This is a genomic window from Stenotrophomonas sp. PFBMAA-4 (assembly GCF_030053215.1).
Lineage (GTDB): Bacteria > Pseudomonadota > Gammaproteobacteria > Xanthomonadales > Xanthomonadaceae > Stenotrophomonas.
Window position 1 is genome coordinate 227,339 of sequence record NZ_JASGBW010000001.1, and the last position, 26,738, is coordinate 254,076.

General features: G+C 67.3%; 26 protein-coding genes. All 26 read left to right on the forward strand.

Annotation, left to right across the window (positions count from 1 at the left end):
- Nucleotides 1–64 precede the first annotated feature (64 nt).
- Complete coding sequence (locus QMZ26_RS01055) at nucleotides 65–1,606, forward strand: flagellin (protein ID WP_283220292.1); 1,542 nt, start codon at nucleotides 65–67, stop codon at nucleotides 1,604–1,606.
- A 223-nt stretch (nucleotides 1,607–1,829) separates the two neighbouring features.
- Nucleotides 1,830–3,401 carry a flagellin gene (locus tag QMZ26_RS01060; RefSeq protein ID WP_283220293.1) on the forward strand — a complete coding sequence of 524 codons (1,572 nt, stop codon included), beginning with the start codon at nucleotides 1,830–1,832 and terminating at the stop codon, nucleotides 3,399–3,401.
- 183 nt (nucleotides 3,402–3,584) lie between these two features.
- Nucleotides 3,585–4,922 carry a flagellar filament capping protein FliD gene (fliD, locus tag QMZ26_RS01065; RefSeq protein ID WP_079221832.1) on the forward strand — a complete coding sequence of 446 codons (1,338 nt, stop codon included), beginning with the start codon at nucleotides 3,585–3,587 and terminating at the stop codon, nucleotides 4,920–4,922.
- Nucleotides 4,923–5,050: 128 nt separating this feature from the next.
- Complete coding sequence (fliS, locus tag QMZ26_RS01070) at nucleotides 5,051–5,467, forward strand: flagellar export chaperone FliS (protein ID WP_079221831.1); 417 nt, start codon at nucleotides 5,051–5,053, stop codon at nucleotides 5,465–5,467.
- Nucleotides 5,464–5,754 carry a hypothetical protein gene (locus QMZ26_RS01075; RefSeq protein ID WP_079221830.1) on the forward strand — a complete coding sequence of 97 codons (291 nt, stop codon included), beginning with the start codon at nucleotides 5,464–5,466 and terminating at the stop codon, nucleotides 5,752–5,754. Before fliS ends, QMZ26_RS01075 begins: the two co-directional genes overlap by 4 nt.
- Nucleotides 5,751–6,329 (forward strand): PilZ domain-containing protein, encoded by a 579-nt coding sequence (locus QMZ26_RS01080; RefSeq protein WP_079221829.1) that lies wholly within the window; start codon nucleotides 5,751–5,753, stop codon nucleotides 6,327–6,329. The genes QMZ26_RS01075 and QMZ26_RS01080 overlap by 4 nt, the downstream gene beginning before the upstream one ends.
- A gap of 91 nt (nucleotides 6,330–6,420) precedes the next feature.
- The gene (locus tag QMZ26_RS01085; protein WP_079221828.1) at nucleotides 6,421–7,053 is read left to right on the forward strand and encodes a response regulator transcription factor; all 633 of its coding nucleotides are present in this window, start codon (nucleotides 6,421–6,423) and stop codon (nucleotides 7,051–7,053) included.
- 412 nt (nucleotides 7,054–7,465) lie between these two features.
- Nucleotides 7,466–8,875 carry an RNA polymerase factor sigma-54 gene (gene rpoN / locus QMZ26_RS01090; RefSeq protein WP_079221827.1) on the forward strand — a complete coding sequence of 470 codons (1,410 nt, stop codon included), beginning with the start codon at nucleotides 7,466–7,468 and terminating at the stop codon, nucleotides 8,873–8,875.
- A 14-nt stretch (nucleotides 8,876–8,889) separates the two neighbouring features.
- On the forward strand, nucleotides 8,890–9,267 hold the full coding sequence (locus QMZ26_RS01095; protein WP_049460600.1) for a response regulator transcription factor: 378 nt from the start codon (nucleotides 8,890–8,892) through the stop codon (nucleotides 9,265–9,267).
- Complete coding sequence (locus tag QMZ26_RS01100) at nucleotides 9,264–10,769, forward strand: sigma-54 dependent transcriptional regulator (RefSeq protein WP_200733804.1); 1,506 nt, start codon at nucleotides 9,264–9,266, stop codon at nucleotides 10,767–10,769. Before QMZ26_RS01095 ends, QMZ26_RS01100 begins: the two co-directional genes overlap by 4 nt.
- Before the next feature lie 758 nt (nucleotides 10,770–11,527).
- Entirely contained in the window at nucleotides 11,528–11,896 is a 369-nt protein-coding gene (fliE, locus tag QMZ26_RS01105) for a flagellar hook-basal body complex protein FliE (protein WP_108746650.1), read from the forward strand.
- Nucleotides 11,897–11,909: 13 nt separating this feature from the next.
- Nucleotides 11,910–13,556 carry a flagellar basal-body MS-ring/collar protein FliF gene (fliF, locus tag QMZ26_RS01110; protein WP_079221822.1) on the forward strand — a complete coding sequence of 549 codons (1,647 nt, stop codon included), beginning with the start codon at nucleotides 11,910–11,912 and terminating at the stop codon, nucleotides 13,554–13,556.
- Nucleotides 13,557–13,563: 7 nt separating this feature from the next.
- On the forward strand, nucleotides 13,564–14,550 hold the full coding sequence (gene fliG, locus QMZ26_RS01115; protein ID WP_079225218.1) for a flagellar motor switch protein FliG: 987 nt from the start codon (nucleotides 13,564–13,566) through the stop codon (nucleotides 14,548–14,550).
- A gap of 29 nt (nucleotides 14,551–14,579) precedes the next feature.
- Nucleotides 14,580–15,188, forward strand: coding sequence for a FliH/SctL family protein (locus QMZ26_RS01120; RefSeq protein ID WP_200733480.1), 609 nt, complete (start codon nucleotides 14,580–14,582; stop codon nucleotides 15,186–15,188).
- Nucleotides 15,185–16,561, forward strand: coding sequence for a FliI/YscN family ATPase (locus tag QMZ26_RS01125; RefSeq protein WP_079221820.1), 1,377 nt, complete (start codon nucleotides 15,185–15,187; stop codon nucleotides 16,559–16,561). Before QMZ26_RS01120 ends, QMZ26_RS01125 begins: the two co-directional genes overlap by 4 nt.
- 12 nt (nucleotides 16,562–16,573) lie before the next feature.
- Complete coding sequence (gene fliJ, locus QMZ26_RS01130) at nucleotides 16,574–17,041, forward strand: flagellar export protein FliJ (RefSeq protein ID WP_108746647.1); 468 nt, start codon at nucleotides 16,574–16,576, stop codon at nucleotides 17,039–17,041.
- Entirely contained in the window at nucleotides 17,041–18,192 is a 1,152-nt protein-coding gene (locus QMZ26_RS01135) for a flagellar hook-length control protein FliK (RefSeq protein WP_283220294.1), read from the forward strand. The genes fliJ and QMZ26_RS01135 overlap by 1 nt, the downstream gene beginning before the upstream one ends.
- Before the next feature lie 114 nt (nucleotides 18,193–18,306).
- Nucleotides 18,307–18,822, forward strand: a complete 516-nt coding sequence (locus tag QMZ26_RS01140; protein ID WP_108746645.1) for a flagellar basal body-associated FliL family protein — start codon at nucleotides 18,307–18,309, stop codon at nucleotides 18,820–18,822.
- 12 nt (nucleotides 18,823–18,834) lie between these two features.
- Nucleotides 18,835–19,839 carry a flagellar motor switch protein FliM gene (gene fliM, locus QMZ26_RS01145; protein WP_079221816.1) on the forward strand — a complete coding sequence of 335 codons (1,005 nt, stop codon included), beginning with the start codon at nucleotides 18,835–18,837 and terminating at the stop codon, nucleotides 19,837–19,839.
- Complete coding sequence (gene fliN / locus QMZ26_RS01150; protein WP_079221815.1) at nucleotides 19,836–20,171, forward strand: flagellar motor switch protein FliN; 336 nt, start codon at nucleotides 19,836–19,838, stop codon at nucleotides 20,169–20,171. The genes fliM and fliN overlap by 4 nt, the downstream gene beginning before the upstream one ends.
- Complete coding sequence (gene fliO, locus QMZ26_RS01155) at nucleotides 20,168–20,575, forward strand: flagellar biosynthetic protein FliO (RefSeq protein WP_079221814.1); 408 nt, start codon at nucleotides 20,168–20,170, stop codon at nucleotides 20,573–20,575. Before fliN ends, fliO begins: the two co-directional genes overlap by 4 nt.
- Nucleotide 20,576: 1 nt before the next feature.
- Entirely contained in the window at nucleotides 20,577–21,353 is a 777-nt protein-coding gene (gene fliP, locus QMZ26_RS01160; protein WP_079221813.1) for a flagellar type III secretion system pore protein FliP, read from the forward strand.
- Between the two features lie 64 nt (nucleotides 21,354–21,417).
- Entirely contained in the window at nucleotides 21,418–21,687 is a 270-nt protein-coding gene (locus tag QMZ26_RS01165) for a flagellar biosynthetic protein FliQ (RefSeq protein ID WP_005413254.1), read from the forward strand.
- A gap of 13 nt (nucleotides 21,688–21,700) precedes the next feature.
- Complete coding sequence (gene fliR, locus QMZ26_RS01170) at nucleotides 21,701–22,492, forward strand: flagellar biosynthetic protein FliR (RefSeq protein ID WP_079221812.1); 792 nt, start codon at nucleotides 21,701–21,703, stop codon at nucleotides 22,490–22,492.
- A 174-nt stretch (nucleotides 22,493–22,666) separates the two neighbouring features.
- Nucleotides 22,667–24,796, forward strand: a complete 2,130-nt coding sequence (locus QMZ26_RS01175; protein ID WP_283220295.1) for a bifunctional diguanylate cyclase/phosphodiesterase — start codon at nucleotides 22,667–22,669, stop codon at nucleotides 24,794–24,796.
- A gap of 153 nt (nucleotides 24,797–24,949) precedes the next feature.
- The gene (locus QMZ26_RS01180) at nucleotides 24,950–26,737 is read left to right on the forward strand and encodes an AAA family ATPase (RefSeq protein ID WP_283220296.1); all 1,788 of its coding nucleotides are present in this window, start codon (nucleotides 24,950–24,952) and stop codon (nucleotides 26,735–26,737) included.
- The last annotated feature ends 1 nt before the right edge of the window (nucleotide 26,738 follow it).

Genomic DNA, 26,738 nt, shown 5'->3' on the forward strand with positions numbered 1-26,738 from the left:
TCCAGCACGGCGCGTCCCGCGCCTTTCCTCACCGAAACGAACCGAGCAACCACGGAGAAGCACCATGGCACAGATCATCAACACCAACACCATGTCGCTGAACGCTCAGCGCAACCTGACCACCAGCAGCAGCTCGCTGGCCACCTCGATCCAGCGCCTGTCCTCGGGCCTGCGCATCAACAGCGCCAAGGACGATGCCGCCGGCCTGGCCATTTCCGAGCGTTTCACCACGCAGATCCGTGGCATCAACCAGGCCGCGCGCAACGCCAACGACGGCATCTCGCTGGCCCAGACCGCCGAAGGCGCACTGGGTGAAGTGGGCAACAACCTGCAGCGCATCCGCGAACTGGCCGTGCAGGCCCGCAGCGCCACCAACTCCGCATCGGACCGCCAGGCGCTGAACGCCGAAGTGCAGCTGCTGAAGCAGGAAATCCAGCGCGTCGCCGAACAGACCAACTTCAACGGCACCAGCCTGCTGGATGGCAGCTTCACCAACCAGGCGTTCCAGATCGGCGCCGACCAGGGCCAGACCATCAACATTTCGCAGATCGCCAATGCGAACGTGCACAAGCTGGGCAGCTGGACGAGTGCCTCGACGAATGCATCGGCACTGGGCGTGACACCGGATGGTGGTGCGGTCAAGGCGAAGCCTTCCACCTCTGAGGAATCCGGCACCTTCGCGCCTGTGGCCGCAGGCGGCACTGTTGCATACAACCTGACCGTCGGTACCATCTCGATCCTGGACCGCCCGGCGGGTGATGCGGTGTCGGTCGCCGACATGCAGGCGGCAATCGATGGGAAGACGCAACAGCTCAAGGAAGCAGGCTTTACTGTAACTGGCACCGTGGTAGATGGCGATATTCAGTTCAGCCGCGCAGACGGCAGCAACTTCACCATCACCCAGGCCGGCGGCGGCTTCGCCAACGGCGCGTTTGCAGCTGCGGTCACCAATGGTATCGAAGCAGAGCCAGCAGTCTTCGGCAAGACCAGCTTCACGATCACCGGTACCGTGGACGGCGCCACGGGCCAGGCAGTGACCATTGATCTGGACAGCGCCAAGACCGCCGCGGAACGCGCCACACAGATGGTCAACGCCATCAATTCGAAGACCCACGAAACCGGCGTAACCGCGTCGCTGGTGGACGGAGCACTGCAGCTGACGTCGAAGGATGCGAACTTCACCGTCGGCGCGATCGGCACTGACCAGACCGCTGCTGAGGCTGCACTGGCACAGCAGACCGGCCTGACCGCCGGCGCCACCACCAACTACGCCGCCGGTGTCGCTCAGACCGGCTTTGCCGAGCTGGACATCTCCAACCAGGCCAACGCTGACAACGCCATCCTGGCCATGGATGCTGCGCTGCAGTCGATCAACTCGGCGCGCGCCGACCTGGGTGCGATCCAGAACCGCTTCACCTCGACCATCGCCAACCTGAACACCAACTCGGAAAACCTGTCGGCCGCCCGCAGCCGCATCCGCGACGTGGATTACGCGCAGGAAACCGCCGAGCTGACCCGTGGCCAGATCCTGCAGCAGGCCGGCACGGCCATGCTGGCCCAGGCCAACCAGGTGCCGCAGAACGTGCTGCGCCTGCTGCAGTCGTAACCGACGCCGCACCCTGAGCTCCACCGAGGCCCCGCCATGCAGATGGCGGGGCCTTTTCATTTGCCCCGGCAAAAAAGCACCGAAACTTTCCTAAAGGCCGGAGGGGTAGTGCCGTTATTGATTTCAGCAGCGGTAGCACACCCCTTGGGGGGAAGCCAGCCACTGCCCCCCGAAACCGGTCAGGCTGCTCTGCCGGACACACTGCCAACAAGGAAACCGCACCATGGCACAAGTCATCAACACCAACACCATGTCGCTGAACGCCCAGCGCAACCTGAGCACCAGCGGCACCAACCTGGCCACCACCATTCAGCGCCTGTCCTCGGGCCTGCGCATCAACAGCGCCAAGGACGATGCCGCCGGCCTGGCCATCTCCGAGCGCTTCAGCACCCAGATCCGCGGCGCCAACCAGGCTGCCCGCAACGCCAACGACGGTATCTCGCTGGCCCAGACCGCTGAAGGCGCCCTGGGTGAAATCGGCAACAACCTGCAGCGCGTCCGTGAACTGGCCGTGCAGTCGCGCAGCGCCACCAACTCGGATTCGGACCGCCAGGCGCTGAACGCCGAAGTCCAGCTGCTGAAGCAGGAAATCCAGCGCGTCGCCGAGCAGACCAACTTCAACGGCACGAGCCTGCTGAACGGCAAGTTCACCAACCAGGCTTTCCAGATCGGCGCCAACCAGGGCGAAACGATCAACATCTCGCAGATTGCGAACGCCAACATCAGCAAGCTGGGCAGCTGGACCAGCGCAACGACGTCGGCGTCGTCTGCAGGTGCACTGCCTGATGGCGGCGCAAAGGCTGCTGATCCGAACGTTTCTGCTGAAAGCGGTGCATTCACCGAAGCCGTCTCCAATGCGGACGGTCAGAAGTTCACCCTCTCCGTCGGCTCGGTTGAAATCCTTTCGAGCACCCAGGTCGGAGCCGCCGCCGTCACCGTCGATGATGCCGCGATCGACGACGCTATCGCCAGTGACAAGGTGGCTGCAGACCTGAAGGCCGCAGGCATCACTGTAAGCGGTAAGGCCGCAGATGGCGACCTTACCTTCACGAAGGCTGACGGCACCGCATTTGAAGTGAAGGTCGCCAGCACCTTCAACGCTGGCGGCACCTTCGCGGAAGCAGATTTCGTCGGCGTACAGGACAACGGCGCAGCAGCTGTGACTGCAACCTTCAGCAAGACCAGCTTCACCATCACGGGTACGGTTGACGGCAAGCTGGGCCCGGCTGTGAGCATCGACCTGGACAGTGCGAAGACTGCCGGTGATCGCGCAACTCAGCTGGTGAACGCTGTCAATGCAAAGACCCATGAGACGGGTGTCACTGCCGCACTGGTCGAAGGCAAGGTCCAGCTGACCGGCAAGGAGGGCAACTTCACCGTCGCCTCCACCACGAACGATGCTGCTGGCAACGCCGCTCTGCTGCAGCAGACTGGCCTCGCCACTGGTCAGACCAACAACTATTCCGCAGGCGGCGCGAAGGACGGCTTCGCCGATCTGGACATCTCCTCGGTCGGCGGTGCAGACAACGCCATCCTGGCGATGGACGCAGCCCTGAACTCGATCAACTCGGCCCGTGCCGACCTGGGCGCCATCCAGAACCGCTTCACCTCGGTGGTTGCCAACCTGAACACCTCGTCGGAGAACATGTCCGCAGCCCGCAGCCGCATCCGCGACGTGGACTACGCTTCGGAAACCGCCGAGCTGACCCGCAACCAGATCCTGCAGCAGGCCGGTACCGCCATGCTGGCCCAGGCCAACCAGTCCAGCCAGAACGTGCTGAGCCTGCTGCGCTGATCCAGCGGTAGTACCTTGCAGTAACGGGAAGGGGGCGAAAGCCCCCTTCTTCGTGCCCGGCGGCCGGTTGGCACGCGCCTTGCACCGGGTGGGGAAGCGTTTCAACGCTCAAGCTCGCCCATCCCCGGCCGATAGCAGGTGCAGGACACCTGAACGGCCCGTCCAAGAACAAGGATTCCCCGCATGGCCATCGGCACGATTGGTACAGGTCTCGACATTCCCTCGCTGGTTGCCCAGCTGACCGCCAAGGAACGCGAGCCCCGCGAAAACCAGATCAACTCGGCCGGTGTTGCGGCCAGCGCCAAACTGTCGGCGCTGGGCACCATCAAGAGCGGCATGACCACCCTGCAGACGGCGCTGAAGACGCTGGTGACGGGCATGGCCAAGCCCGGCATGAAGCTGACCACGCCCACCGAGTCGAACTTCACCGCCGCGCTGGATACCAGCACCACGGCCGGCAAGGCCGCGGCGGGTACCCACCAGGTGGAAGTCAAATCGCTGGCGCAGAACCAGAAGCTGAGCTCGCAGGCCTACACCAAGGATGCCGTCGTGGGTGACGGTACGCTGTCGATTGCCTACGGCGACAAGACCATCAACGTGGAGATCGAAGCCGGCGCGACGCTGGAGAAGATCGCTGCGGAAATCAACTCGGCCGCGCAGAGCAAGGGCGTCACCGCTGCGGTGGTCACCGCCGACGATGGCCAGCACCTGGTGCTCACCGCCGTCGATTCAGGCACCAAGGGCGCGCTGAAGGTCAGCGCCAGCGGCGGCAATGGCGGACTGTCCAGCCTGGTCTACGACGGCACCGACGCCTCGAAGATGAGCGAGATGGTGCCGGCCAAGGATGCCGTGGTCGTGGTCGATGGCTTCACCCGTACCAGCAGCTCCAACACCATCACCGACCTGGTGCCCGGTGTCAGCCTGACCTTGACCAAGGCCAAGGAAGGCGAGCCGCAGACGCTGACCATCGCCCCCGACAACAGCACGCTGAAAACCAACCTCAACGCGTTCATCACCGCCTACAACTCGATCCAGTCGACGTTGAAGAGCTCCAGCGCCTACAACGCCGAAACCAACACCGCCTCGACGATGACCGGCGATGCCATGGTGCGCGGCCTGCAGCAGCAGCTGCGCACGCAGCTGAGCAGCAACGTCAACGATCTGAAGGACCTGGGCCTGACCATCGCCGCCGATGGCACCCTGAGCCTGGATGCGGCCAAGCTGGACACCGCGCTGTCGAAGAACCCGGAAGCGGCCAACAAGCTGTTCGGTGCCGAAGGTGCGCTGGCCAAGCCGATGACCGAGCTGATGAAGAGCACCCTGGATACCACCAGCGGCACGATCACCCAGCGCCAGGCCACCTTGAACAAGCAGATCAAGGCGCTGGAAAAGCAGCTGGACGATCTCGACAAGAGCATGGAAAAAGTATCCGACCGCTACACCAAGCAGTTCACCGCGATGGAGAAGATGGTCTCGCAGATGCAGTCCGCCAGCGGCTCGCTGATCGACCAGCTCGGCTGATCCATGCGCTTTTCCCGTGCAGGTGGCACTCAAGTAGCACGCCACCTGCGCCGATAACACGTTAGACCCCGTGCCGAACCCATGCCCCTACCCGCGCGGATGGGCAGGCATTCCAGGAGATTCCATATATGTACGGTTCCAATCGGCAGTTCGCCGAGCAGTACCGCAAGGTCGGTGTGACCACCTCGGTCGTGGACGCAGATCCGCACAAGCTGGTGGCCCTGCTGCTGGCCGGTGCATGCGAGCGCATCCGCACCGCTGAAGCCTCGCTGCAGCAGAATGACCAGGCACGCAAGGGCAAGGCCATCGGCGAAGCCTGCGCGATCGTCGGCCACCTGCATGGCTCGCTCGACCACGAAGCCGGCGGCGAGATCGCCGGCAACCTGTCGGCGCTGTACGACTTCGTCATCATGCGCCTGACCGAAGGCAACCTGCACAACGATTCCACTGCGCTGCAGGAAGCGCTGGGCCTGATGGTCGAAATCGATTCGGCCTGGAACGCCATTCCGGCCGACCAGCGCCACGTCAAGGCGGTGGCACCGTGAACCTGCAATCACTGCACGATTCGCTGGACACGCTCGACGCCAGCCTGCCGGGCGATGACTACGACACCAGCGAGCGCCTGATGGCCGAGCACCTGCAGGCCGTGGCCGCACTGTCGATGGTGGTCGAGCGCCCCAGCAACGAGGCCATCCTCGCCCTGCGCGACCACCAGCAGCGCGTGCTGGCCCGCATGATCGGCCTGCGCGACGAAGCCGCTGCACACCTCAAGCACACGGGCCGCTCCCTTCGCGCCGCCCATGCGTACCTGAAGGCAGAATCGCTGGCATGACCCTGCTGCCGACCACGTCGCTGCACCACCCTGCCGAGAGCGAGCTGTTCGATGAAACGCTCAGCTGCGAACTGGCCCTGCCGGCCGAGTTCCAGGCCGGCAGTGCGGCGGGCCGCACCAGCAGTGCCGAAGGCCTGCTGCGCAGCCTGGCGCTGGTGGAAGACAGCCGCGGGGACGAGCACGACGAACGCAGCGAAGCCAGCCTGCAGATCCAGCGCCTGGAAGCCAAGCTGGACCTGACCATGGTGTTGCTGGGCCGTCTGGTGCGCCAGCAGGGCCAGGACCTGCCCCTGCGCCCGGTGCGCTGGTCGCGCCGCGGCATCCGCCTGCAGCTGGGCCCGCGCAGCGGCGCCCTGCCCGGCCAGGCCGGGGTGGTACGCCTGCAGCCCAGCGACTGGCTGCCCGACAACATCGACCTGCCGGTGGACGTGATCGCCGAAGCGGCCGATGGCAGCGGCGGCCACTTCCTGTGGCTGCGCTTCAACCGCCTTGGCGATGGCCTGGAAATGGCCATGGAACGGCACCTGTTCCGTTTGCATCGGCGTCAGGTTGCCGAAGCGCGGCGAGCGCGCTGAAACGTGGCACCCGGCAGCGGGACGGACGGCCCTTGGCGTGCCCGTTCAGCTAAGTTAAGGTGGTCTCCCCTCACGGACCAGCAACGTGCCTGTGCGAGTTCTCATCGTCGACGATCACACCCTGGTTCGGGCCGGCCTGGCGCGACTGCTGCAGGGGTTTGCCGATGTGCAGCTGGTGGCCGAGGCGAGCAATGCCGAGCAGGCCCTGCAGATGGCCCTGCAGCACGCCCCCGACGTGGTCCTGATGGATCTGTCCCTGCCCGGCCGTACCGGCCTGGAAGCGCTGAGCGACATCCGCCTGCGCTCGCCCGGTACGCGCATCGTGATGATGACCATGCACGACGACGCCGCCCATGTGCGCGATGCACTGGACCGTGGCGCCGTGGGTTTCGTGGTGAAGGATGCCGCCCCGCAGGAGCTTGAACTGGCGCTGCGCGCCGCGCACGCCGGCCAGGTGTTCCTCAGCCCGCAGATCTCGGCCAAGATGCTGGCACCGATGCTGGGCCGTGAGAAGCCCACGGGCATCGCCGCCCTGTCGCCGCGCCAGCGCGAGATCCTGCGCCGCATCGGCAAAGGTGAGAGCAACAAGGAAATCGCCGCCGACCTCGGTATCAGCGTGAAAACGGTGGAGACCCACCGCGCCCGCATGATGGAGTCGCTCGGCTGCCGCCGCGCCAACGACCTGCTGCTGCTGGCAGCACGGCACCAGCACGAGCTCGAGTAGAGTCGACCGTTGGTCGACTGCGCTCTGCCTCGTCGGTAGAGTCGACCGTTGGTCGACTGCGCTCTGCCTCGTCGGTAGAGCCGACCGTTGGTCGACTGCACTTCGCGCGGGAGTCGACTGACAGTCGACTCTACCCCCCGTCCCGGCCCGTGCAGCGACGACAGGATTCCGTCACCCCGACACGCCCTGACGGATTTCCGTACACACAGGCTCCCCGGACACGCAGCCCGGCCACCACAAATCAACAACTTGGCGCAGGACTTCGTCAACTTCCCGCGACGCTGTAGGGAATCCCCCTACAAGCTGTCGGGAATACCACCAGCGCACTCAGGAACCCCCCGATTCCGCCTGCCCGGGATCAAAAGCAAGATGTGTTCCACAAGGCGTCGGGGAGCGGCGCCGGGGAACTGAAATGAAGGCTGCACTTTCGACCCAGCTGGGCCAGACGCTTCACCTCACGCCGCAACTGCTGCAGTCGATCCGACTGCTGCAACTGGACGGCCTGCACCTGGAACAGGAAATCCAGCGCCTGCTGGATTCCAACCCGCTGCTGGAAATCGAGGACGCTGAAGCACCGGCGGCCGACGCCACCGACGCCAGCACCACCACCCTGGAAACCGCAGCCTTCGACGAGCTGCCCGAGTCGTCCATGTGGGACGTGGCCGGCAGCAGCTGGCAGGACGGCGACGACGACCGCATGGCGCGCATCGCCGCGGGCGAGTCCAGCGACCCGCAGCTGCGCGTGCTGCAGCGCCTGGCCCTGGATCTGGACGAGCGCGAGCTGGCCGTGGCGGCCTTCTGGCTGGAGCACTGCGACGAAGCCGGCTACCTGCAGGCCCCGCTGGACCAGCTGCAGCTGCTGGCCAGTGCGCAGTTCGATATCGATGGCGCCGGCGTGGAAGCCATCCGCCAGCAGCTGCTGCACGGCGAACCGGCCGGCATGGCCGCGCAGGACCTGCGCGAAGGCCTGCTGGCGCAGCTGTACAGCCTGCACGGCGTGGTGCCGGCCCGGCACCTGGCAGCACGCATCCTGGAAGGCGCGCTGGAAGCCCTGGCCGCGCACGACTACCCTGCCCTGGCCCGCCAGCACGACGCCGAAGTGGACGACGTGCGCGAGGCCGTGCGCCTGATCCTGTCACTGCAGCCGCGCCCGGGCGACAGCCTGCTGCCCGAGCGCAATGCGGTGGTGGTGCCCGACGTGGTCGCCTGGCACGCCGATGAGCAGTGGAAGGTGGCCCTGAACCCGGCCACCAGCCGCCGCGTGTCGATCAACAGCCAGTACGAACAGGCGCTGGCCGAAACCAGCGACGCCGCCCCGGCCCTGCGCGAGATGCTGCAGGAAGCACGCTGGTTCAGCCGCGGCCTGTCGATGCGGTACGACACCCTGCTGCGCACCGCGCGGGTGATCGTCGAGCGCCAGGCCGCGTTCCTGGTGCGTGGCGAGGAAGCCATGGCACCGCTGACCCTGAAGGAAGTGGCCGAAGCGATCGGCATGCACGAATCCACGGTGTCCCGCATCACCACCGGCAAGTTCCTGCAGACCCCCCGCGGCACCTTCGAACTGAAGCACTTCTTCGCCGTGCGCCTGGAAGGCGCCAGCGTCTCCGGCCAGGCCGTCAAGGCCATGGTGCGCCGCCTGATCGACGCCGAACCGGCCGGTCGCCCGCTGGCTGACGAGGCCATTGCCGGCCTGCTGTCGCGCCAGGGGGTGAACATTGCCCGCCGAACCGTCGCAAAATACCGCGAACAACTGGATATCGCCCCGGCCCGCGAACGGCGCCGGCTCAGCGCCAGGCAACCACAGCTGGCCCGCGTGGGCTGAAAAGGATGTTGGACATGAACAAGCTCACAGTTCTGCTGGTCGATGACCATGAGGGATTCATCAACGCGGCGATGCGCCACTTCCGCAAGATCGACTGGCTGCAGATCGTCGGCAGCGCCGGCAACGGCCTGGAAGCGATCGAGCGTTCCGAGTCGCTGCGCCCGCAGGTGGTGCTGATGGACCTGGCAATGCCGGAAATGGGCGGCCTGCAGGCCACCCGCCTCATCAAGTCGCAGGATGATGCCCCGTACATCGTGATCGCCAGCCACTTCGACGACGTCGAGCACCGCGAGCACGCGCTGCGCGCCGGCGCCGACAATTTCGTCAGCAAGTTGTCGTACATCCAGGAAGTCATGCCGATCCTGGAAGGCCTCAGGGAGGATCGATCGTGAGTGAATCGCGCATCCTTGTGCTGGACAACGACGCCGTGCGTGCCGAGCGCACCGTTGCCCTGCTGGAATTCATGGATTTCAACCCGCGCTGGGTCTCCGACGCGGCCGACTTCGACCTGGGCCGCCAGCGCCAGAACGACTGGATGGCGGTGATCGTCGGCAGCCTGGACGACAGCGCTGCCAGTACCGCGCTGTACGCCTGGCTGGGCGGCAGCAGCCTGCCGCCGCCGGTGCTGTTGGCCGACGGTGAAGCTGCGGCGTTTGCCCAGCAGCACGGCCTGCACGAAGCCAACATCTGGCCGCTGGAAGCCCCGCTGCGCCATGCGCAGATGGAAGCCCTGCTGCGCCGCGCCAGCCTCAAGCGCCTGGATGCCGAGCACCAGGCCGGTGCTGTGCAGGACCAGGGCCCGACCGGCAACGGCCCGGCCGTGACCGGGCTGCGCACCATGATCGAGCAGGTGGCCGCCTTCGACACCACCGTGCTGGTGCTGGGCGAATCGGGCACCGGCAAGGAAGTCGTCTCGCGTTCGATCCACCAGCGCTCGCCGCGCCGGGATGGCCCGTTCGTGGCGATCAACTGCGGCGCCATTCCCGCCGACCTGCTGGAAAGCGAGCTGTTCGGCCACGAAAAGGGCGCCTTCACCGGCGCGCTGACCGCCCGCAAGGGCCGTTTTGAAATGGCCGAAGGTGGCACTCTGCTGCTGGACGAGATCGGCGACATGAGCCTGCCGATGCAGGTGAAGCTGCTGCGCGTGCTGCAGGAGCGCAGCTTCGAGCGCGTCGGTGGCAACCAGACCATCCGCTGCAACGTGCGCGTGGTCGCCGCGACCCACCGTGACCTGGAAACCCGCATCGCCGAAGGCAAGTTCCGCGAAGATCTGTTCTACCGCCTCAACGTCTTCCCGATCGAAGTGCCGGCGCTGCGCGAGCGTCGCGAAGACCTGCCGGCGCTGGTGGAAACCATCGCCATGCAGCTCGGCCGCACCGGCCGCGGCGAAGTACGCTTCACCCCCGAAGCGCTGCAGGCCCTGGCCAGCTACGAGTGGCCCGGCAACGTGCGCGAACTGACCAACCTGGTCGAGCGCCTGGCCGTGCTGCATCCGGGTGGCTCGGTGCGCGTGCAGGACCTGCCGGCCCGCTACCGTGGCGATGCCGCGCTGGCACCGGTGGCGCCCCCCGCGCCGGCGCCGGTGGCCGCCAGCGAGGAACGCCTGGACCTGCGCAGCTTCTCCTTCCACACCCCCGGCAGCGGCGGCCAGCCGGCGCTGGAACACGGCATCGCCGTGAACCGCGGCACTGCCCCTGCAGCCCTGCCGGACGACGGCCTGGACCTGCGCAACCACATGGCCACGATTGAACTGGGCCTGATCAACGAAGCCCTGGAACGCACCCAGGGCGTGGTCGCCCACGCCGCCCAGCTGCTCGGCCTGCGCCGCACCACCCTGGTGGAAAAGCTGCGCAAGTACGGCATCGAGCGCGAGCAGGCTGAACTGGCCGGCTGAGCAGCCTGATCCGCATGAAAAGAACACGAACGCCCGGGCTTGCCCGGGCGTTCTTTTTTCTGGCGCCGCTGCATGAGTAGATCCACGCCGCGCGTGGATGGGAGAACACGAGCTGACCGCGCCAGCGCCAGATTTCCGGCCTCCCAGCCCTGCAGCCCCAGGCCAAAAAACCGACGCCGGTGAAATGACGCATCCGCCGGGGTCAGGCTTCGTGCCGACCAACGGTCGGCACCCACCATCAGCAGCAGGCCGACCAACGGTCGGCACCCACCAACAGCAGCAGGCCCACCAACGGTCGGCACCCACCAACAGCAGCAGGCCGACCAACGGTCGGCACCCACCAACAGCAGCAGGCCGACCAACGGTCGGCACCCACCAACAGCAGAAGCCCGACCAACGGTCGGCACCCACCCTCATCAGAAGCACCACCATCAGCAGCAGGTTCCAACAGATCGCGGAAATCTGTCGAAGGCGGGGTGGGTCCGGTTGAGGGGGTGTGAGCCGCATGGATGCGGCGACCGAGCTTACATGGACGTACTTGCAGCGTCCCCCTCAACCGGACCCGCCCCGCCATCCCACGGAATGCCAGCTCTTGCCGTTGCTCATGCTGTTGCCGACCAACGGTCGGCACCCACCAACAACAGCGCAGCCCTGCCAACACCCCCACCCTCACCTCACTGAATCGAAAACCGGTTTCGGCACGCCGCTTGCAACTGCTCCAGCGAACACCCCCATCCCTGTTTCTGGAACCGTTGCAGATGTCCCACTCCGTCACTTCGATCCTCTCCCAGATCCGCTCCTATCAGACCCAGATGGGACAGCCGGCGGCGCTCAATCCGCTGGCCGAAGCGCCGCGTAGCAATGCCCTGCCGGGCACGGTGCTGGATGCACCGCAGGTCCAGCCCGCCAGTTTCACCGAGACCCTGCGCGGCGCCATCGCCGGCGTCAACGACGCCCAGCAGAAGTCCGGCGCCCTGGCCAAGGCCTTCGAACTGGGTGAACCCGGCGCCGACCTGGCCAAGGTGATGGTCGCCTCGCAGCAGTCCCAGATCGCCTTCCGCGCCACCGTGGAAGTCCGCAACCGTCTCGTCCAGGCTTACCAGGACGTGATGAACATGCCGCTGTAAGGAACATTGACGCATGGCACTGACGCTCTCCAAGGAAACCCTGAACGCCGAAAAGGCCGGGCAGTGGTTCGACCGCCTGCAGAGTCTGCAGATCACCCGCCGCCTGGGCCTGATGGCGATGATCGCGGTGGCGGTGGCGGCAGGCCTGTTCGTGTTCTTCTGGTCGCAGAAGCCCGGCATGGTCCCGCTGTACACCGGCCTGGACCAGAAGGCCACCGCAGAAGCGACCGACCTGCTGCGCGCGGCACAGATTCCGTTCGAGCTGGACCCGGCCACCGGTGGCATCACCGTGCCGGAAAAGAACCTGCACGATGCCCGCCTGAAGCTGGCCGGCTCCGGCCTGACCGACAGCGGCAAGCTCGGCTTCGAGCTGATGGAACGTGATCCCGGCTTCGGCGTCAGCCAGTTCGTCGAAAGCGCGCGCTACCAGCACGCGCTGGAAACCGAGCTGTCGCGCACCATCAACACGCTGCGCCCGGTGCGCGATTCGCGCGTGCACCTGGCCATTCCCAAGCCCAGCGCCTTCACCCGCCAGCGTGACGTGGCCAGTGCCTCGGTCACCCTGGAACTGCGCGGCGGCCAGCAGCTGGAGCGCAGCCAGGTCGACGCCATCGTGCACATGGTGGCCGCCAGCATTCCCGACCTGGCCCCGGAACGGGTGACCATCGTCGACCAGAGCGGGCGCATGCTCAGCGTCAGCGACCCCAACAGCGAAGCGGCCGTGAACGCCGCTCAGTTCGAGCAGGTGCGCCGCCAGGAAACCTCCTTCAATCAGCGCATCCGCGAGCTGCTGGAGCCGATGACCGGCCCCGGCCGCGTCAATCCGGAAGTGAGCGTGGACATGGATTTCTCGGTGACCGAGGAAGCCCGCGAACTCTACAACGGTGAACCGCAGAAGCTGCGCAGCGAGCAGATGAGCGAGAACACCACCAGCACCCCGGGCCCGCAGGGCGTGCCGGGCGCGACCAGCAACAGCCCGCCGGGCCAGCAGGCCGCACCGCCCACCGCGCAGGCGCCGACCGAAAGCAGCAAGAACGCCACCCGCAACTACGAGCTGGACCGCACCCTGCAGCACACCCGCCAGCCGGCCGGCCGCATCAAGCGCGTCTCGGTGGCGGTGCTGGTGGACAACGTGCCGCGCGCCGGTGCCAACGGCAAGGTCACCCCGCAGCCGCTGGCCGCTGCCGAGCTGACCCGCGTCGAAGCGCTGGTGAAGCAGGCGGTGGGCTTCAACGCCGAACGTGGCGACACCGTGTCGGTGATGAACGCGCCGTTCGTGCGCGACACCACCCCGGTCGAAGGCCCGGCCTGGTGGGAACTGCCGTGGGTGTTCGATGCCGGCCGCATGCTGCTGGGCGCGGTGGTGGTGCTGGCCCTGCTGTTCGGCGTGCTGCGCCCTGCCCTGCGCGGCATCACCGGGCAGAACAAGAAGGACGAAAACACCGAGCTGGAGCCGCACACCGCGGACGTACAGCTGGTGGATGACGATGGCACTCCGTTGCCCGCGCTGGGCGCTGACCGCGTCAGCCTGGCCGGGGCGGACCCACTGGCGCTGCCGGTGGATTCATATGAGGAACGACTGCGGATGGCCCGTGAAGCCGTGAAGACCGACTCCAAGCGCGTGGCCCAGGTGGTCAAGGGCTGGGTGGCCAATGACTGACGTACAACTGACGGGCGTGCAGCGCGCTGCCGTGCTGCTGCTGTCGCTGGGTGAACTGGACGCGGCCGAAGTGCTGCGCCACATGGAACCCAAGGAAGTGCAGAAGATCGGCATCGCCATGGCGACCATGACCGACATCACCCGCGACCAGGTGGGCCGGGTGATGGACCAGTTCAACCAGGAACTGGGCTCGAAGACCTCCCTGGGCGTGGGCTCGGACGACTACATCCGCAACATGCTGATCCAGGCGCTGGGCAGCGAGAAGGCCAGCGGCCTGATCGACCGCATCCTGCTGGGCCGCAACACCACCGGCCTGGACGCGCTGAAGTGGATGGACCCGCGTGCGGTGGCCGACCTGGTGCGCAACGAGCACCCGCAGATCATCGCCATCGTGATGGCCCACCTGGAAACCGACCAGGCCGCCGATGCGCTGAAGCTGCTGCCCGACCGCACCCGCGTCGACGTGCTGCTGCGCATCGCCACTCTGGACGGCATTCCGCCGAACGCGCTGAACGAACTCAACGAGATCATGGAGCGCCAGTTCGCCGGCAACCAGAACCTGAAGTCGTCCAACATCGGCGGCGTGCAGTGCGCGGCCAACATCCTCAACTTCATGGAAAGCGGCCAGGACCAGGCGATCCTGGGCGAGATCGCGCGCATCGATGCGCCGCTCAGTGGCCGCATCCAGGACCTGATGTTCGTGTTCGACGACCTGGTGGACCTGGACGACCGCGAGATGCAGCTGGTGCTGCGCGAAGTCAGCGGCGAGCGCCTGGGCCTGGCCCTGCGCGGCGCCGACATCAAGGTGCGCGACAAGATCACCCGCAACATGTCCCAGCGTGCGGCCGAAATCCTGCTGGAAGACATGGAAGCCCGTGGCCCGGTGCGCCTGTCCGACGTGGAAGGCGCGCAGCGCGAGATCCTGGCCATCGTCAAGCGCATGGCCGATGAGGGCACCGTCACCATCGGTGGCAGCGCGGAGGCCATGCTGTGAGCAACGTCGTGCGCTGGCTTGCCCCCGACCTGCTGGCCCAGCCGCAAGCGCAGCTGGAGCAGGAGGACATCTTCGAGCTCACCGAGCCGGACCCCGAGCACGAGCCGGAACCGGTCCTGCAGCTGCCGACCCTGGAGGAAATCCAGGCGATCCAGGACAGTGCCGAGAAGGAAGGTTTCCAGCACGGCCACGCCGAGGGCTATGGCCAGGGCCAGGCCGAAGTGCGCCGCCTGGTCGCGCAGATGGAAGGCATCCTCGACAACTTCAGCCGGCCCCTGGTGCGGCTGGAGAACGAAGTGGTCGGCGCCCTGGGCGAACTGGCGGTGCGCATCGCCGGTGCGCTGGTCGGCCGCGCCTACGAAGCGGACCCGGCGCTGCTGGTGCAGCTGGTGGGCGAAGCGGTGGACGCCGTGGGCGGCAGCACGCGTGAAGTGGAAGTGCGCCTGCACCCGGATGACATCGCCGCGCTTGCGCCGCTGATGACCCTGACGCCCACCCAGCGCCTGGTGCCCGATACCAGCCTGAGCCGTGGCGACCTGCGCGTGCACGCCGAAGCAGTGCGCATCGACGGCACGCTGGAAGCGCGCCTGCGCGGCGCGCTGGACGCGGTGATCCGCCAGACCGGAGCCACCCCATGACCCCCGAAACGAACCTGCCCCCGCCGCCGGCCGACTGGGCCGTGGCCCGCAACCTGCGCCTTGCCCGCCGCCTGGATGGCCTGCGCGTGGATACCGCGCATGGCCGCGGCCTGATCCGCGAGGGCGTGCTGCGCCGCGCGGTGGGCCTGACCCTGGAAGCCGTGGGCTGCGAGGCACCGCTGGGTGCCAGCTGCAAGGTGGAAGTGGTCGACGGTGGCTGGGTCGATGCCGAAGTGGTCGGTTTTGCCGGCGAGCGCACCTACCTGATGCCCAGCGCCGAACTGCACGGCCTGCTGCCTAATGCACGCGTCGTGCCCTCGGCGCGCCGTGGCGGCGTGGAAGTGGGCGAAGGCCTGCTGGGCCGCGTGATCGACAGCGACGGCGTGCCGCTGGACGGCAAGGGCCCGATCCGCGCAGAAGGCCACGTCGGCATGGCCGGCGTTTCGATCAACCCGCTCGCGCGCGAACCGATCACCCAGCCGCTGGACGTGGGCGTGCGCGCCATCAATGCCCTGCTGCCGATCGGTCGCGGGCAGCGCGTGGGCCTGTTCGCAGGTTCCGGCGTCGGCAAGTCGACGCTGCTGGGCATGATGACCCGCTACACCGCCGCCGACGTCATCGTGGTCGGCCTGATTGGTGAACGTGGCCGCGAAGTCCGCGATTTCGTCGAAACCACCCTGGGCGAGGAAGGCCTGCGCCGCGCCGTGGTGGTGGCCAGCCCGGCCGACCGGCCGCCGCTGGCACGCCTGCACGGTGCCTACCGCGCCACGGCCATCGCCGAGTGGTTCCGCGACCAGGGCCTGAACGTGCTGCTGCTGATGGATTCGCTGACCCGTTTCGCCCAGGCCCAGCGCGAGATCGGCCTGTCGGTGGGCGAGCCGCCGACCACCCGCGGCTACCCGCCCTCGGTGTTCGCCAAGCTGCCGGCGCTGGTGGAACGCGCCGGCAATGGTGCCAAGGGCCGTGGCTCGATCACCGCCTTCTATACCGTGCTGACCGAAGGCGATGACCCGCAGGATCCGATCGCCGACGCGGCGCGCGCGATCCTCGACGGCCACATCCTGCTGTCGCGGCGGGTGGCCGACAGCGGCCTGTACCCGGCCATCGACGTCGAATCGTCGGTCAGCCGCGTGGTCACGGAAATCGCCGACGAACCGTGGCGCCTGCGCATCCGCAAGCTGAAGCGCCTGGTCTCGGCCTACTCGTCCAACCGCGACCTGATCGCGATCGGTGCCTACCAGCGCGGCAACGACGCCGCCACCGACGAAGCCCTGGAACGCTGGCCGGAAATCATGGAGTTCCTCGGCCAGGACGTGGCCAAGGCCGCCGATCTTCCGCACAGCCAGGCGGCGCTGCAGCGCCTGGTGGATTAAGAGAGCCGAACCATGAAACAGTCCAAGCGCATCGATCCCCTGCTGAAGCGGGCCCAGGAACACGAAGACGCCGTGGCCCGCGACCTGGCCGAGCGCCAGCGCGTGCTCGACACCCACCTGTCGCGCCTGGACGAGCTTCGCCGTTATGCGGAGGAGTACGCGAACGCGCAGATGGCCGCGACCAGTCCCGCGCAGCTGCTGAACCGGCGCGCGTTCCTCGACCGCCTCGACAGCGCCGTGGAGCAGCAGCAGGCCACAGTGAACGGCAACCGCGAAAAGGTGGAAGCCGAACGCGCACGCCTGATCCTGGCCAGCCGTGACAAGGCCGTGCTGGAACAGCTGGCCGCCAGCTACCGTGCCCAGGAAAAGGTGGTGACCGACCGCCGCGACCAGCGCGAGATGGATGACATCGGTGCCCGTCGTGCGCGCCTGGCGCAGACGGCGGAACCGGACGGCGGCGACCAGGGAGGCCGCACGTGATGCCCTCCGCGCTTTCCAGCAGCACCGGCACCGGCAGCACCGCCAGCACCGCCTCCAGCAGCGCGCGCAGCACTGGCAGCGGCAAGGAATTCGGGCAGATGCTGCAGGGCTCGCCCGGTACCACCGCGAAGGCACCGCCGGCCAACAAGACCCAGCCAGGCAAAGCGGGCGCGCCGTCCCATGGCGCGCCTGCCAACCCGGACGGCAGCGCAGACAAGCCGTCCAGCACCGCCACCGACAGTGACGCCACGCAGACTGAAGCGGCGTCGGCCTCCTCGCCCCCCACGTCACCCGCTGCGGACGACAAGGACACAGCGAGCGAGGGCGACGATGCGCCGTGGCCGCCGCTCGGCCTGGCCGGTCTGGTGCTGGCAGTTCCGGTGCCCACCGACGGGGCTGCCCCCACGCCCGCGGCCAGCGCCAATGGCGTTGATGCAGGCCTGCCCGCAGCCGCCCCGACGCTGCCGGCGGCTGCACCGTTGGCGGCCGGCGCGCCTGCATCCCCAGCAGTGACCGCTGCAACGGCGGACAGCGACGGCGAGATCACCACCCGGCAACTGCCGGACATGATCCTGGGCCAGCAGGCGCTGGACGCTGCTGACGACGCCGACAGCCTGCTGATCGGCGATCGCACGCCGCCCGCCCCACTGCAGGCCCCGCTGCCTGCCGCCCTGCAGGATCTGAAGGCGGCGCTGGCCAGCACTGCGGCCTTCAACGGAGAACCGACGCCGACCCCGACCCTGGGTGACGACGGCTTCGACCAGGCCATCGGCGCGCGGCTCGGCTGGCTGGCGGACCAGAAAATCGGCCACGCCCATATCCGCCTGAACCCGGAGGACCTGGGCCCGGTGGACGTCCGCCTGCAGATGAACGGCGACAAGGTGCATGCCAGTTTCAGCAGCCCGCACGTGGACGTGCGCCAGGCCCTGGAAAGCAGCCTGCCACGCCTGCGCGAACTGCTGGGCGAACAGGGCTTCCAGCTCGCCCATGCCGACGTCGGCCACCAGAACAGTGGCGACGGCAGTCCGTCGTCGTCGCCGGGCGGCGGCACGGGCCTGGGCGGTGGCGACGGAGAACCGTCGCGGGGCGAGGCCACGATGTCGGCTGCACAGCTGATCCGCCAGCGCGGCCTGCTGGACGCCTACGCCTGACGGCAGCGCCGGGCCTGGCCCGGCGTGCCGACGGAATTCCGTCGCCCCCTGCCCGTCGCGTTGCGGCACGCCCCTTGCATATCCCGGTGAAGCAACCCTCAGGAGCTTCACCTCGTGGCCGCAGCCGCTGACAAAACCAAGAAGACCGCCGACAAGGACAAGACCGCCAAGCCGCGTAGTCCGCTGTTGATCACCGCTCTGGTGGCCGTGCTGGCCGCAGGTGCCGCCGGCGGCAGCGTCTGGTTCTTCACCCAGTCCAAGCACGAAGACAAGACCGCCGAAGCCCCGAAGAAGGGCGCGACCCCGGCCCCGGCCCAGTACTTCGCGCTGGATCCGGCCTTCGTGGTCAACCTCAACGGCTCGATGGACGGCCCGCGCTACCTGCAGGTGGAAGTGCAGCTGATGACCCGCGATCCGGCCGCGCTGGAAGCGATCAAGACGCACGCCCCGGCCATCCGCGCACGCCTGCTGATGCTGTTCTCGCAGGTCACCTCCGACCAGATCGCCGATATCGCCGGCAAGCAGAAGCTGCAGGCCAATGCGCTGGCCGAAGTGCAGAAGGTGCTCAAGGCCGAGACCGGCAACAACGGTGCCGACGATCTGCTGTTCACCAGCTTCGTGACCCAGTAAGGGCTGCCCCCGATGAATGACCTGCTGTCCCAGGATGAGATCGATGCCCTGCTCCATGGCGTGGACAGTGGCGCGGTCGAAACCGAGCCGGAGGCGCCCAGTGGCGAAGCCCGTTCGTACGATTTCGCCAGCCAGGACCGCATCATCCGCGGTCGCATGCCGACCCTGGAAATGGTCCACGAGCGTTTCGCGCGCCTGTGGCGGATCGGCCTGTTCAACCTGATCCGCCGCTCGGCCGAACTCTCGGTGCGCGGCATCGAGCTGATCAAGTTCAACGACTACATGCACTCGCTGTATGTGCCGACCAACCTGAACCTGATCCGCTTCAAGCCGCTGCGTGGCACCGGCCTGATCGTGTTCGAGCCGACCCTGGTGTTCGCCATCGTCGACAACTTCTTCGGCGGTGACGGGCGCTACCCCACCCGCATCGAAGGCCGCGAATTCACCGCCACCGAAATGCGGGTGATCCAGCTGCTGCTGAAGCAGACCTTCGCCGACCTGCGCGAGGCGTGGGCGCCGGTGATGGAGGTGGATTTCGAATACATCAATTCGGAAATCAACCCGCACTTCGCCAACATCGTGACGCCGCGCGAGTACGTGGTGGTGTGCCGCCTGCACGTCGAACTCGATGGCGGTGGCGGTGACATCCACGTCACCCTGCCGTACTCGATGCTCGAGCCGATCCGCGAACTGCTCGACGCCGGCATCCAGAGCGACCGCAACGACCGCGATGCCAGCTGGGGCGTGATGCTGCGCGAGCAGCTCAACATCGCCGAAGTGACCCTGTCCAGCGTGCTGGCCAGCAAGCGCATGACCCTGCGCGACCTGACCCGGCTGAAGGTGGGCGACATCCTGCCGATCGAGCTGAACCCGCAGGTGCCGCTGTGCGTGGAGAACATCCCCGTGTTCACCGGCGAATTCGGCATCGCCAACGGCATGAACGCCGTGAAGATCACCGCTACCCATCCGCCGGGCACCCGCCCGCGCGTACCCGTCATCCAGGAAGACCCGCAATGAACGATATCGACGCCCTCGAACCGACCCCGGCCCAGTTCAGCAGCCTGCAGGCCGACGAGTCGATCGGTCCGGACCTGAACCTTGACGTGATCCTCGACGTGCCGGTGACCCTGTCGCTGGAAGTCGGCCGCGCCCGCCTGCCGATCCGCAACCTGCTGCAGCTCAACCAGGGCTCGGTGGTGGAACTGGAACGCGGTGCCGGTGAATCGCTGGATGTATTCGTCAACGGCACCCTGATCGCCCATGGCGAAGTGGTGGTGATCAACGACCGCTTCGGCGTGCGCCTGACCGACGTGGTCAGCCCGAGCGAGCGGATCCGGAGACTGCGTTGAGCCTGCTGCTCGCCACTGCCCAGGCCGCTGCGAAGACCACCCCGCAGATCGGCCAGCATGCCGCCGGCGCACCGAGCCTGTTCGGCGCAGTGCTGGCGCTGCTGGCCGTGCTGGCGCTGGTGGTCGGCCTCGGCTGGCTCCTCAAGCGCATGCCGGGCAGCGGCTTCCGCCCGCCGGAAGGCATGAAGCTGGTGGCCACACTGACCGTGGGCGCCAAGGAACGCGTGGTGGTGGTGGAGGTCAATGGCCAGCAGCTGCTGCTGGGCGTCACCGCCGGCAGCATCAACGCCCTGCACACCCTTTCCGAGCCGCTGCCGCCACCGACCCCGGTGCGCGTGCCGGACCTGAAGAACCTGCCGAATTTCGCCCAGCTGCTGCAACAGCGGCTGCGCAAGGATCCCTGACATGCGTGTCGCCCGTACCCGCCCTGCCACCGCGCTGTCGTGGCTGCTGTTGATCGCCCTGTGCCTGCTGCCTGCGCTCGCGTTTGCAGCGCCCGGCGCGCCGGTTGCACTGCCCGACGTCAACGTCGGCAAGATCGGCGGTGCGCCGGTCAGCCTGCCGTTGCAGACCCTGCTGCTGATGACGGCGATCACCCTGATCCCGTCGATGCTGCTGGTGCTGACCTCGTTCACCCGCATCATCATCGTGCTGGGCCTGCTGCGGCAGGCGCTGGGTACGGGGCAGACGCCGTCCAACCAGGTGCTGATGGGCCTGGCCCTGTTCCTGACCGCGATGATCATGATGCCCACCTGGGACAAGGCGTGGAGCACGGGCATGGCGCCCTACCTCAACGGCGAGATCGACTTCCAGACCGCCTGGACCATGACCACCCAGCCGCTGCGCGGCTTCATGCTGGCGCAGATCCGCGAGACCGACCTGATGACCTTCGCCGGCATCGCCGGGCACGGCACCTACGCCAGCCCCGACGCGATCCCGTTCCCGGTGCTGGTTGCCTCGTTCGTCACCAGTGAACTGAAGACCGCCTTCGAGATCGGCTTCCTGATCTTCATCCCGTTCGTGATCATCGACCTGGTCGTGGCCAGCGTGCTGATGTCGATGGGCATGATGATGCTGTCGCCGATGCTGGTCTCGGCCCCGTTCAAGATCCTGCTGTTCGTACTGGTCGATGGCTGGGTGCTGACCGTGGGAACGCTGGCGGCCAGCTTCAATCCGGCGTGAATCAATCCCGCGTGAATCGAACACGCGCCGCCGGGCATGGCCCGGCGCTACCGATGGAACAACGATGTCTCCCGAACTTGCCCTGACCGAACTGCGTGGCGGCCTGATCACCGTGTTGTGGGTGGCCGGCCCGCTGCTGCTCACCGTGCTGGTGGTGGGCGTGGTGGTGGGCGTGGTCCAGGCCGCGACCCAGTTGAACGAACCGACCATCGCCTTCGTCGCCAAGGCCGCCGCGCTGACGGCAGTGCTGTTCGCGCTGGGCAGCCTGCTGATCGGCCACCTGGTCGAATTCACCACGCTGCTGTTCCAGCGCATTCCACACCTGATCGGCTAGGGCCTGCGCGCTGATGGATGCCGCCACCCAGATGGCTGCCGACGGCCTGCAGGCCTTCGGCATGATCGCCACGGTGCTGTGGACGATGCTGCGCATCGGTGCCGTGGCCATGGCCATGCCCATGATCGGCACCCGCGCGGTGCCCGGACGCGTGCGGGTGATCCTGGCCGGCACCCTGTCCATCGCTCTGGCGCCGCTGCTGCCCCCGGTACCAGACTGGACCGGCTTCGACGCCGCCACAGTGCTGACCATCGCCCGCGAGCTGGCCATCGGCGTGTCCATCGGCTTCATGCTGCGATTGATCTTCGAGGCCGGTGCGCTGGCCGGCGAACTGGTCGCACAGGGCACCGGCCTGGCCTTCGCGCAGATGAGCGACCCCCTGCGCGGCGGCACCTCGGGCGTCATCGGCCAGTGGTTCTACCTGCTGTTCGGCTTGCTGTTCTTCACCGCCAATGGCCATCTGGCGCTGATTTCGCTGGTGGTGGACAGCTATCGCGCGCTGCCCATCGGCGCGCCCCTGCCCGATCCGAACGCCTTCTTCACCATCGCCCCGACCCTGCTACTGACCGCGCTGCGCGGCGCCCTCACCCTGGCCATCCCGCTGACGGTGGCGATGCTGGCGGTGAACCTGGCGTTTGGCGTGCTCGCACGCGCCGCGCCTGCGATGAATCCGATCCAGCTGGGCCTGCCGGTGTCGCTGCTGCTGGGCCTGTTCCTGCTGGCCCTGCTGGTGGGTGAAATGGGCCCGCCGGTGCAGCGCCTGTTCGATGCAGCCTTCGAAGCGGCGGGCGCCGTCACACAATGACCCGCATTTGTAGAGCCGAGCGTAGGCTCGGCTCTACCCGTCCCCACTGGTTCGCGGTAGAGTGAATAGGCGGCGACCGGGGGGCGCTGCATCCGGCAGTCCGTGCGGACTGCCTGCCTCATCCATGCCCCAACGTAGTTTTTCCGTCGACAGGAAGGTCCGGGAGAAAGACGAATGCTGGTAGGCACGTACAACCCGTGGCTGGTAGCGGTGTCGCTGCTGGTCGCCGTGATGGCGTCATACACCGCGCTGGCCATGGCCGGCCGCACGGTCACCGCGCCCGGCAAAGGCGCTACCTGGTGGTGGCGGCTGGGGGGTGGTTTCGCCATGGGCCTGGGCATCTGGTCCATGCATTTCATCGGCATGCTCGCCTTCGACCTGCCCATTCCGCTGGGCTACGACCTGCCGATCACCCTGCTTTCTCTGGGCATGTCCATCGCCGCCTCGGTGTTCGCGCTGTGGCTGGTGTCGCTGCGCACGCTGCCCCATCCGCGCCTGGCCGGTGGCGCGATACTGATGGGCATCGGCATCGCCGGCATGCATTACGTCGGCATGGCCGCCCTGCGCATGAACCCGGGCATCGACTACGACCCGGCGTGGCTGGCACTGTCGCTGCTGGTAGCCGTGGCTGCCTCGTGGGTGGCGCTGTACGTGGCCTTCCGCCTGCGCGCGCAGCACACCCGCAGCGTCGACCGGCTGGCGGCCGCCGGCCTGCTCGGCCTGGCCATCGTCGGCATGCACTACACCGGCATGGCCGCCGCCCGCTTCCCCGAAGGCAGCGTCTGCGGCGCGGCCGTGGGCGATGGCCTGCAGAACACCTGGCTGGCGATGCTGGTGGTGGTGCTCACCGTGGCCATCCTCGCCGTGGTGCTGGTGGTGTCCTGGATGGACCAGCGGGTGGAGGCACAACTGCTGCGCCTGCGCAATTCGATGCTGAGCACCTCGTTGACCGATGCCCAGCAGGAACTGACCCAGGCCGCACTGCATGATCCGCTCACCCGCCTGCCGAACCGGCTGCTGCTGCAGCGGGGCATCGTGCAGGCGCTGGCCGAGGCCGAACAGGGCGGCAGCCGGTTCGCGGTGATGTTCATGGACCTCGATGGCTTCAAGCAGGTCAACGATGCCTATGGCCACCAGGCCGGCGATGCGCTGCTGGTGGCCGTGGCCGAACGCACCCGCCAGCTGCTGCGGCCCAACGACCTGCTGGCCCGGCTGGGCGGCGATGAATTCGTGCTGGTGGTCCGCATCGAGCACGACGAGGACCTGCCCACCCTGGCCCGGCGCATCCTGCAGGCGGTGGGCAGCGCCCCGCTCCTGCCCGACAGCGAGCTGCAGGTGACCGCCAGCATCGGCGTGGCGATCTGCCCTGACCATGCCGCCAGCGAGCGGCAGCTGATGGCCTTTGCCGATGCGGCGATGTACCAGGCCAAGGAATCGGGCCGCAACGCCTTCGTGATGTTCGCCGACTGGATGAACGACAGCGCCGAGCAGCAGTTCCGCCTGCTGGCCGACCTGCGCCGGGCGATCAGCAGCGACCAGCTGTTCCTGCACTACCAGCCGAAGATCCAGGCGGCCACGCAGAGGGTGGCCGGCGCCGAAGCGCTGATCCGCTGGCGCCATCCGGAGCACGGCCTCATCCCGCCGGACCGCTTCATCCGCCTGGCCGAGCGCAGCGGCGCCATCAACGAGATCGGCCGCTGGGCACTGGACCAGGCCTGCGCGCAGCTGCGCCGCTGGCACGACGCCGGCCACGACGGCTGGTCGATGTCGGTCAACCTGTCGCCGGTGCAGTTCGGCTCGCCGCACCTGCTGCAGGACGTGACCGAAGTACTCGAGCGCCATCGCATCACGCCGCGCCAGCTGGTGCTGGAGATCACCGAAAGCGCGGTGATGCGCGATACCGATACCAGCCTGCGCCTGCTGCAGGCGCTGTCGGCACTGGGCGTGGGCATCTCCATCGATGATTTCGGCACCGGCTATTCAAGCCTGCTGTACCTGAAGCGGCTGCCGGCCACCGAGATCAAGATCGACCACGCTTTCGTGCGCGACCTGGAACACAGCGCCGAGGACGTGGTGATCGTCTCGGCCATCGTGGCGCTGGGCCACGCGCTGGACATGGACATCGTGGCCGAGGGCGTGGAAACCGCTGCCCAGCGTGCCTACCTGGAGCGGCTGGGCTGCGACTACCTGCAGGGCTTCCTGCTGGGCCGGCCGGTGGATGCCGCCCGCTTCATGCAGCTGCACGACCTGCCGCGGCCGCGCATCGAGCTGGCACCGAGCCCGCCCCCGCCCGGCCCGGCCTGACGCCGGGCAGGTGTTGACCCATCCCGGCAATTGCCGCCCTGTTCCGGCTGGCAATTGCCTGACGCGCGCAATACGCTTCACAGGAACAACGGCGATCCGGGAAGCAGAATGTCAGGGAAGAGTCAGTTCGAGAGGCCGCGATGGGTCCGTGACGTGGTGCGCTTCCTTCCTCTCAAGAGCCAGTTCGTGCTCTTCGGCAACGTGCGCGACCTGCAGGCTGCCGAGCTGCAGCCAGGTCTGGTAACTGCACAGAGCTTCAACCAGCATCTGTGCACGACCCTGATCGACGAGGGCTTCAGCCAGGCCCTCAGTTGGGATCCGCTTTCCGGCTTCCGGGTGCTGGGCCGTCCGGGGTCCGAGCCGGCCGATGACGACACGCTGCTGCGCGACCTCGGCCTGACCCCGGCCAACGGCGCCGCCCCGGCGGGTATCGACCTGCTCTCAGCCACCCTGCAGCGCCTGGTCAACCGCGGCGGCGATCCGATCGCGCTGATTGTGGACTTTGCCTCACGCCTGACTGTCCGCAGCGACAGCCTCAGTGCGGCCGAGCATCAGTTGTTCACCCACGCGTTGGTGCTCGCACACCAGGCGCGCAGCCGTCCCGCCACCGCCGCACGCAGGCCTTTCTTCAACAGCGTGCTGTGGGTGGTCGAAAAGGAAGGCGATCTGCCTGACTGGCTGGTGGTGGGCAACCCGCGGCTGCACCCGGTCCCCGTCAGCAAGCCCGACCAGCGCAATCGCCGTGCGCTGGCGCCTGCGCTGCTGAAGGGCCTGCAGGGTGCTGCCACTGCAGCGCCAGAAGTGCTTGAGAAATCCGTCGATGCGTTTGTCACGGAAACCGAAGGGCTCCTGCTGCTGGACCTGACGGCGATCGCGCAGTTGGCCCGCGTGGAAGGCGTCGGCGTGGAGCAGATCAGCGACGCCGTGCGGCGATACAAGATCGGCGTCACGGAAGACCCTTGGCTTCGCATCGACCGCCCGCGCATCCGTGCAGCGCAGGGCTATGTACAACAGCGGGTAAAAGGCCAGGACCACGCAGTGACCCACATGCTGGACATCGTCAAGCGCGCGATGACCGGGGTCGGCGTGCGGCGAAAAGGCAACCGGCCCCGCGGCGTGGCCTTCCTGGCGGGTCCGACCGGTGTCGGCAAGACCGAGCTGGCGAAAACCGTCACCAGCCTGCTGTTCGGGGATGAAGGGGCCTACATCCGCTTCGACATGTCCGAGTTCAGTGCCGAGCATGCCGACCAGCGGCTGACAGGTGCCCCGCCCGGCTATGTGGGCTACGACGTCGGCGGCGAACTGACCAACGCGATCCGCGAGAAACCCTTCAGCGTCGTACTGTTTGACGAAATCGAGAAGGCTCACCCGCGCATTCTCGACAAATTCCTGCAGATACTCGATGACGGCGTGCTCACCTCCGGCCGCGGTGATCGAGTGTACTTTTCCGAGGCGCTGATCGTGTTCACCTCCAACCTTGGCATCTACCGCCAGGGCGAACACGGCGAGCGCGTGGCCAACGTGCTGCCTGGCGAAGCATTTGAACAGGTGCAGGATAAGGTCCACGCCGAAATAGACCGCCACTTCAAGCTGGTGTTGAACCGGCCCGAGATCCTGAACCGCATCGGTGAGAACATCATTGTTTTCGACTTCATCCGCGATGACGTCGCCGTGCAGATTTTCGAGCAGATGGTGGACGCCACCCTGCAGGATCTGCACGCCCAGCAGTTGACGGTGACCCTGGCCGCTGATGCCCGCCACACGCTGCAGGCGCAATGCCTGCAGGACCTTTCCAACGGCGGCCGGGGCATCCGCAACCAGCTTGAAGCGCGCCTGCTCAATCCGCTGGCACGCAGCCTGTTCGATCAGGATGCGCAGCCCGGCGAGCACTTCATCATCACCGCCGTGCAACCTGGCGGACTGGCGATAGAACGGGCCTGAG

What these genes read in the sequence shown, in the direction of transcription:
- fliM (WP_079221816.1), top strand. Translation starts at nt 18,835, where the DNA reads ATGAATGACCTGCTGTCCCAGGATGAGATCGATGCCCTGCTCCATGGC.
- QMZ26_RS01055 (WP_283220292.1), top strand. Translation starts at nt 65, where the DNA reads ATGGCACAGATCATCAACACCAACACCATGTCGCTGAACGCTCAGCGC.
- fliD (WP_079221832.1), top strand. Translation starts at nt 3,585, where the DNA reads ATGGCCATCGGCACGATTGGTACAGGTCTCGACATTCCCTCGCTGGTT.
- fliP (WP_079221813.1), top strand. Translation starts at nt 20,577, where the DNA reads ATGCGTGTCGCCCGTACCCGCCCTGCCACCGCGCTGTCGTGGCTGCTG.
- fliE (WP_108746650.1), top strand. Translation starts at nt 11,528, where the DNA reads ATGTCCCACTCCGTCACTTCGATCCTCTCCCAGATCCGCTCCTATCAG.
- QMZ26_RS01125 (WP_079221820.1), top strand. Translation starts at nt 15,185, where the DNA reads ATGACCCCCGAAACGAACCTGCCCCCGCCGCCGGCCGACTGGGCCGTG.
- fliF (WP_079221822.1), top strand. Translation starts at nt 11,910, where the DNA reads ATGGCACTGACGCTCTCCAAGGAAACCCTGAACGCCGAAAAGGCCGGG.
- QMZ26_RS01165 (WP_005413254.1), top strand. Translation starts at nt 21,418, where the DNA reads ATGTCTCCCGAACTTGCCCTGACCGAACTGCGTGGCGGCCTGATCACC.
- QMZ26_RS01135 (WP_283220294.1), top strand. Translation starts at nt 17,041, where the DNA reads ATGCCCTCCGCGCTTTCCAGCAGCACCGGCACCGGCAGCACCGCCAGC.
- QMZ26_RS01080 (WP_079221829.1), top strand. Translation starts at nt 5,751, where the DNA reads ATGACCCTGCTGCCGACCACGTCGCTGCACCACCCTGCCGAGAGCGAG.
- QMZ26_RS01175 (WP_283220295.1), top strand. Translation starts at nt 22,667, where the DNA reads ATGCTGGTAGGCACGTACAACCCGTGGCTGGTAGCGGTGTCGCTGCTG.
- rpoN (WP_079221827.1), top strand. Translation starts at nt 7,466, where the DNA reads ATGAAGGCTGCACTTTCGACCCAGCTGGGCCAGACGCTTCACCTCACG.
- fliJ (WP_108746647.1), top strand. Translation starts at nt 16,574, where the DNA reads ATGAAACAGTCCAAGCGCATCGATCCCCTGCTGAAGCGGGCCCAGGAA.
- QMZ26_RS01095 (WP_049460600.1), top strand. Translation starts at nt 8,890, where the DNA reads ATGAACAAGCTCACAGTTCTGCTGGTCGATGACCATGAGGGATTCATC.
- fliN (WP_079221815.1), top strand. Translation starts at nt 19,836, where the DNA reads ATGAACGATATCGACGCCCTCGAACCGACCCCGGCCCAGTTCAGCAGC.
- fliR (WP_079221812.1), top strand. Translation starts at nt 21,701, where the DNA reads ATGGATGCCGCCACCCAGATGGCTGCCGACGGCCTGCAGGCCTTCGGC.
- QMZ26_RS01060 (WP_283220293.1), top strand. Translation starts at nt 1,830, where the DNA reads ATGGCACAAGTCATCAACACCAACACCATGTCGCTGAACGCCCAGCGC.
- fliS (WP_079221831.1), top strand. Translation starts at nt 5,051, where the DNA reads ATGTACGGTTCCAATCGGCAGTTCGCCGAGCAGTACCGCAAGGTCGGT.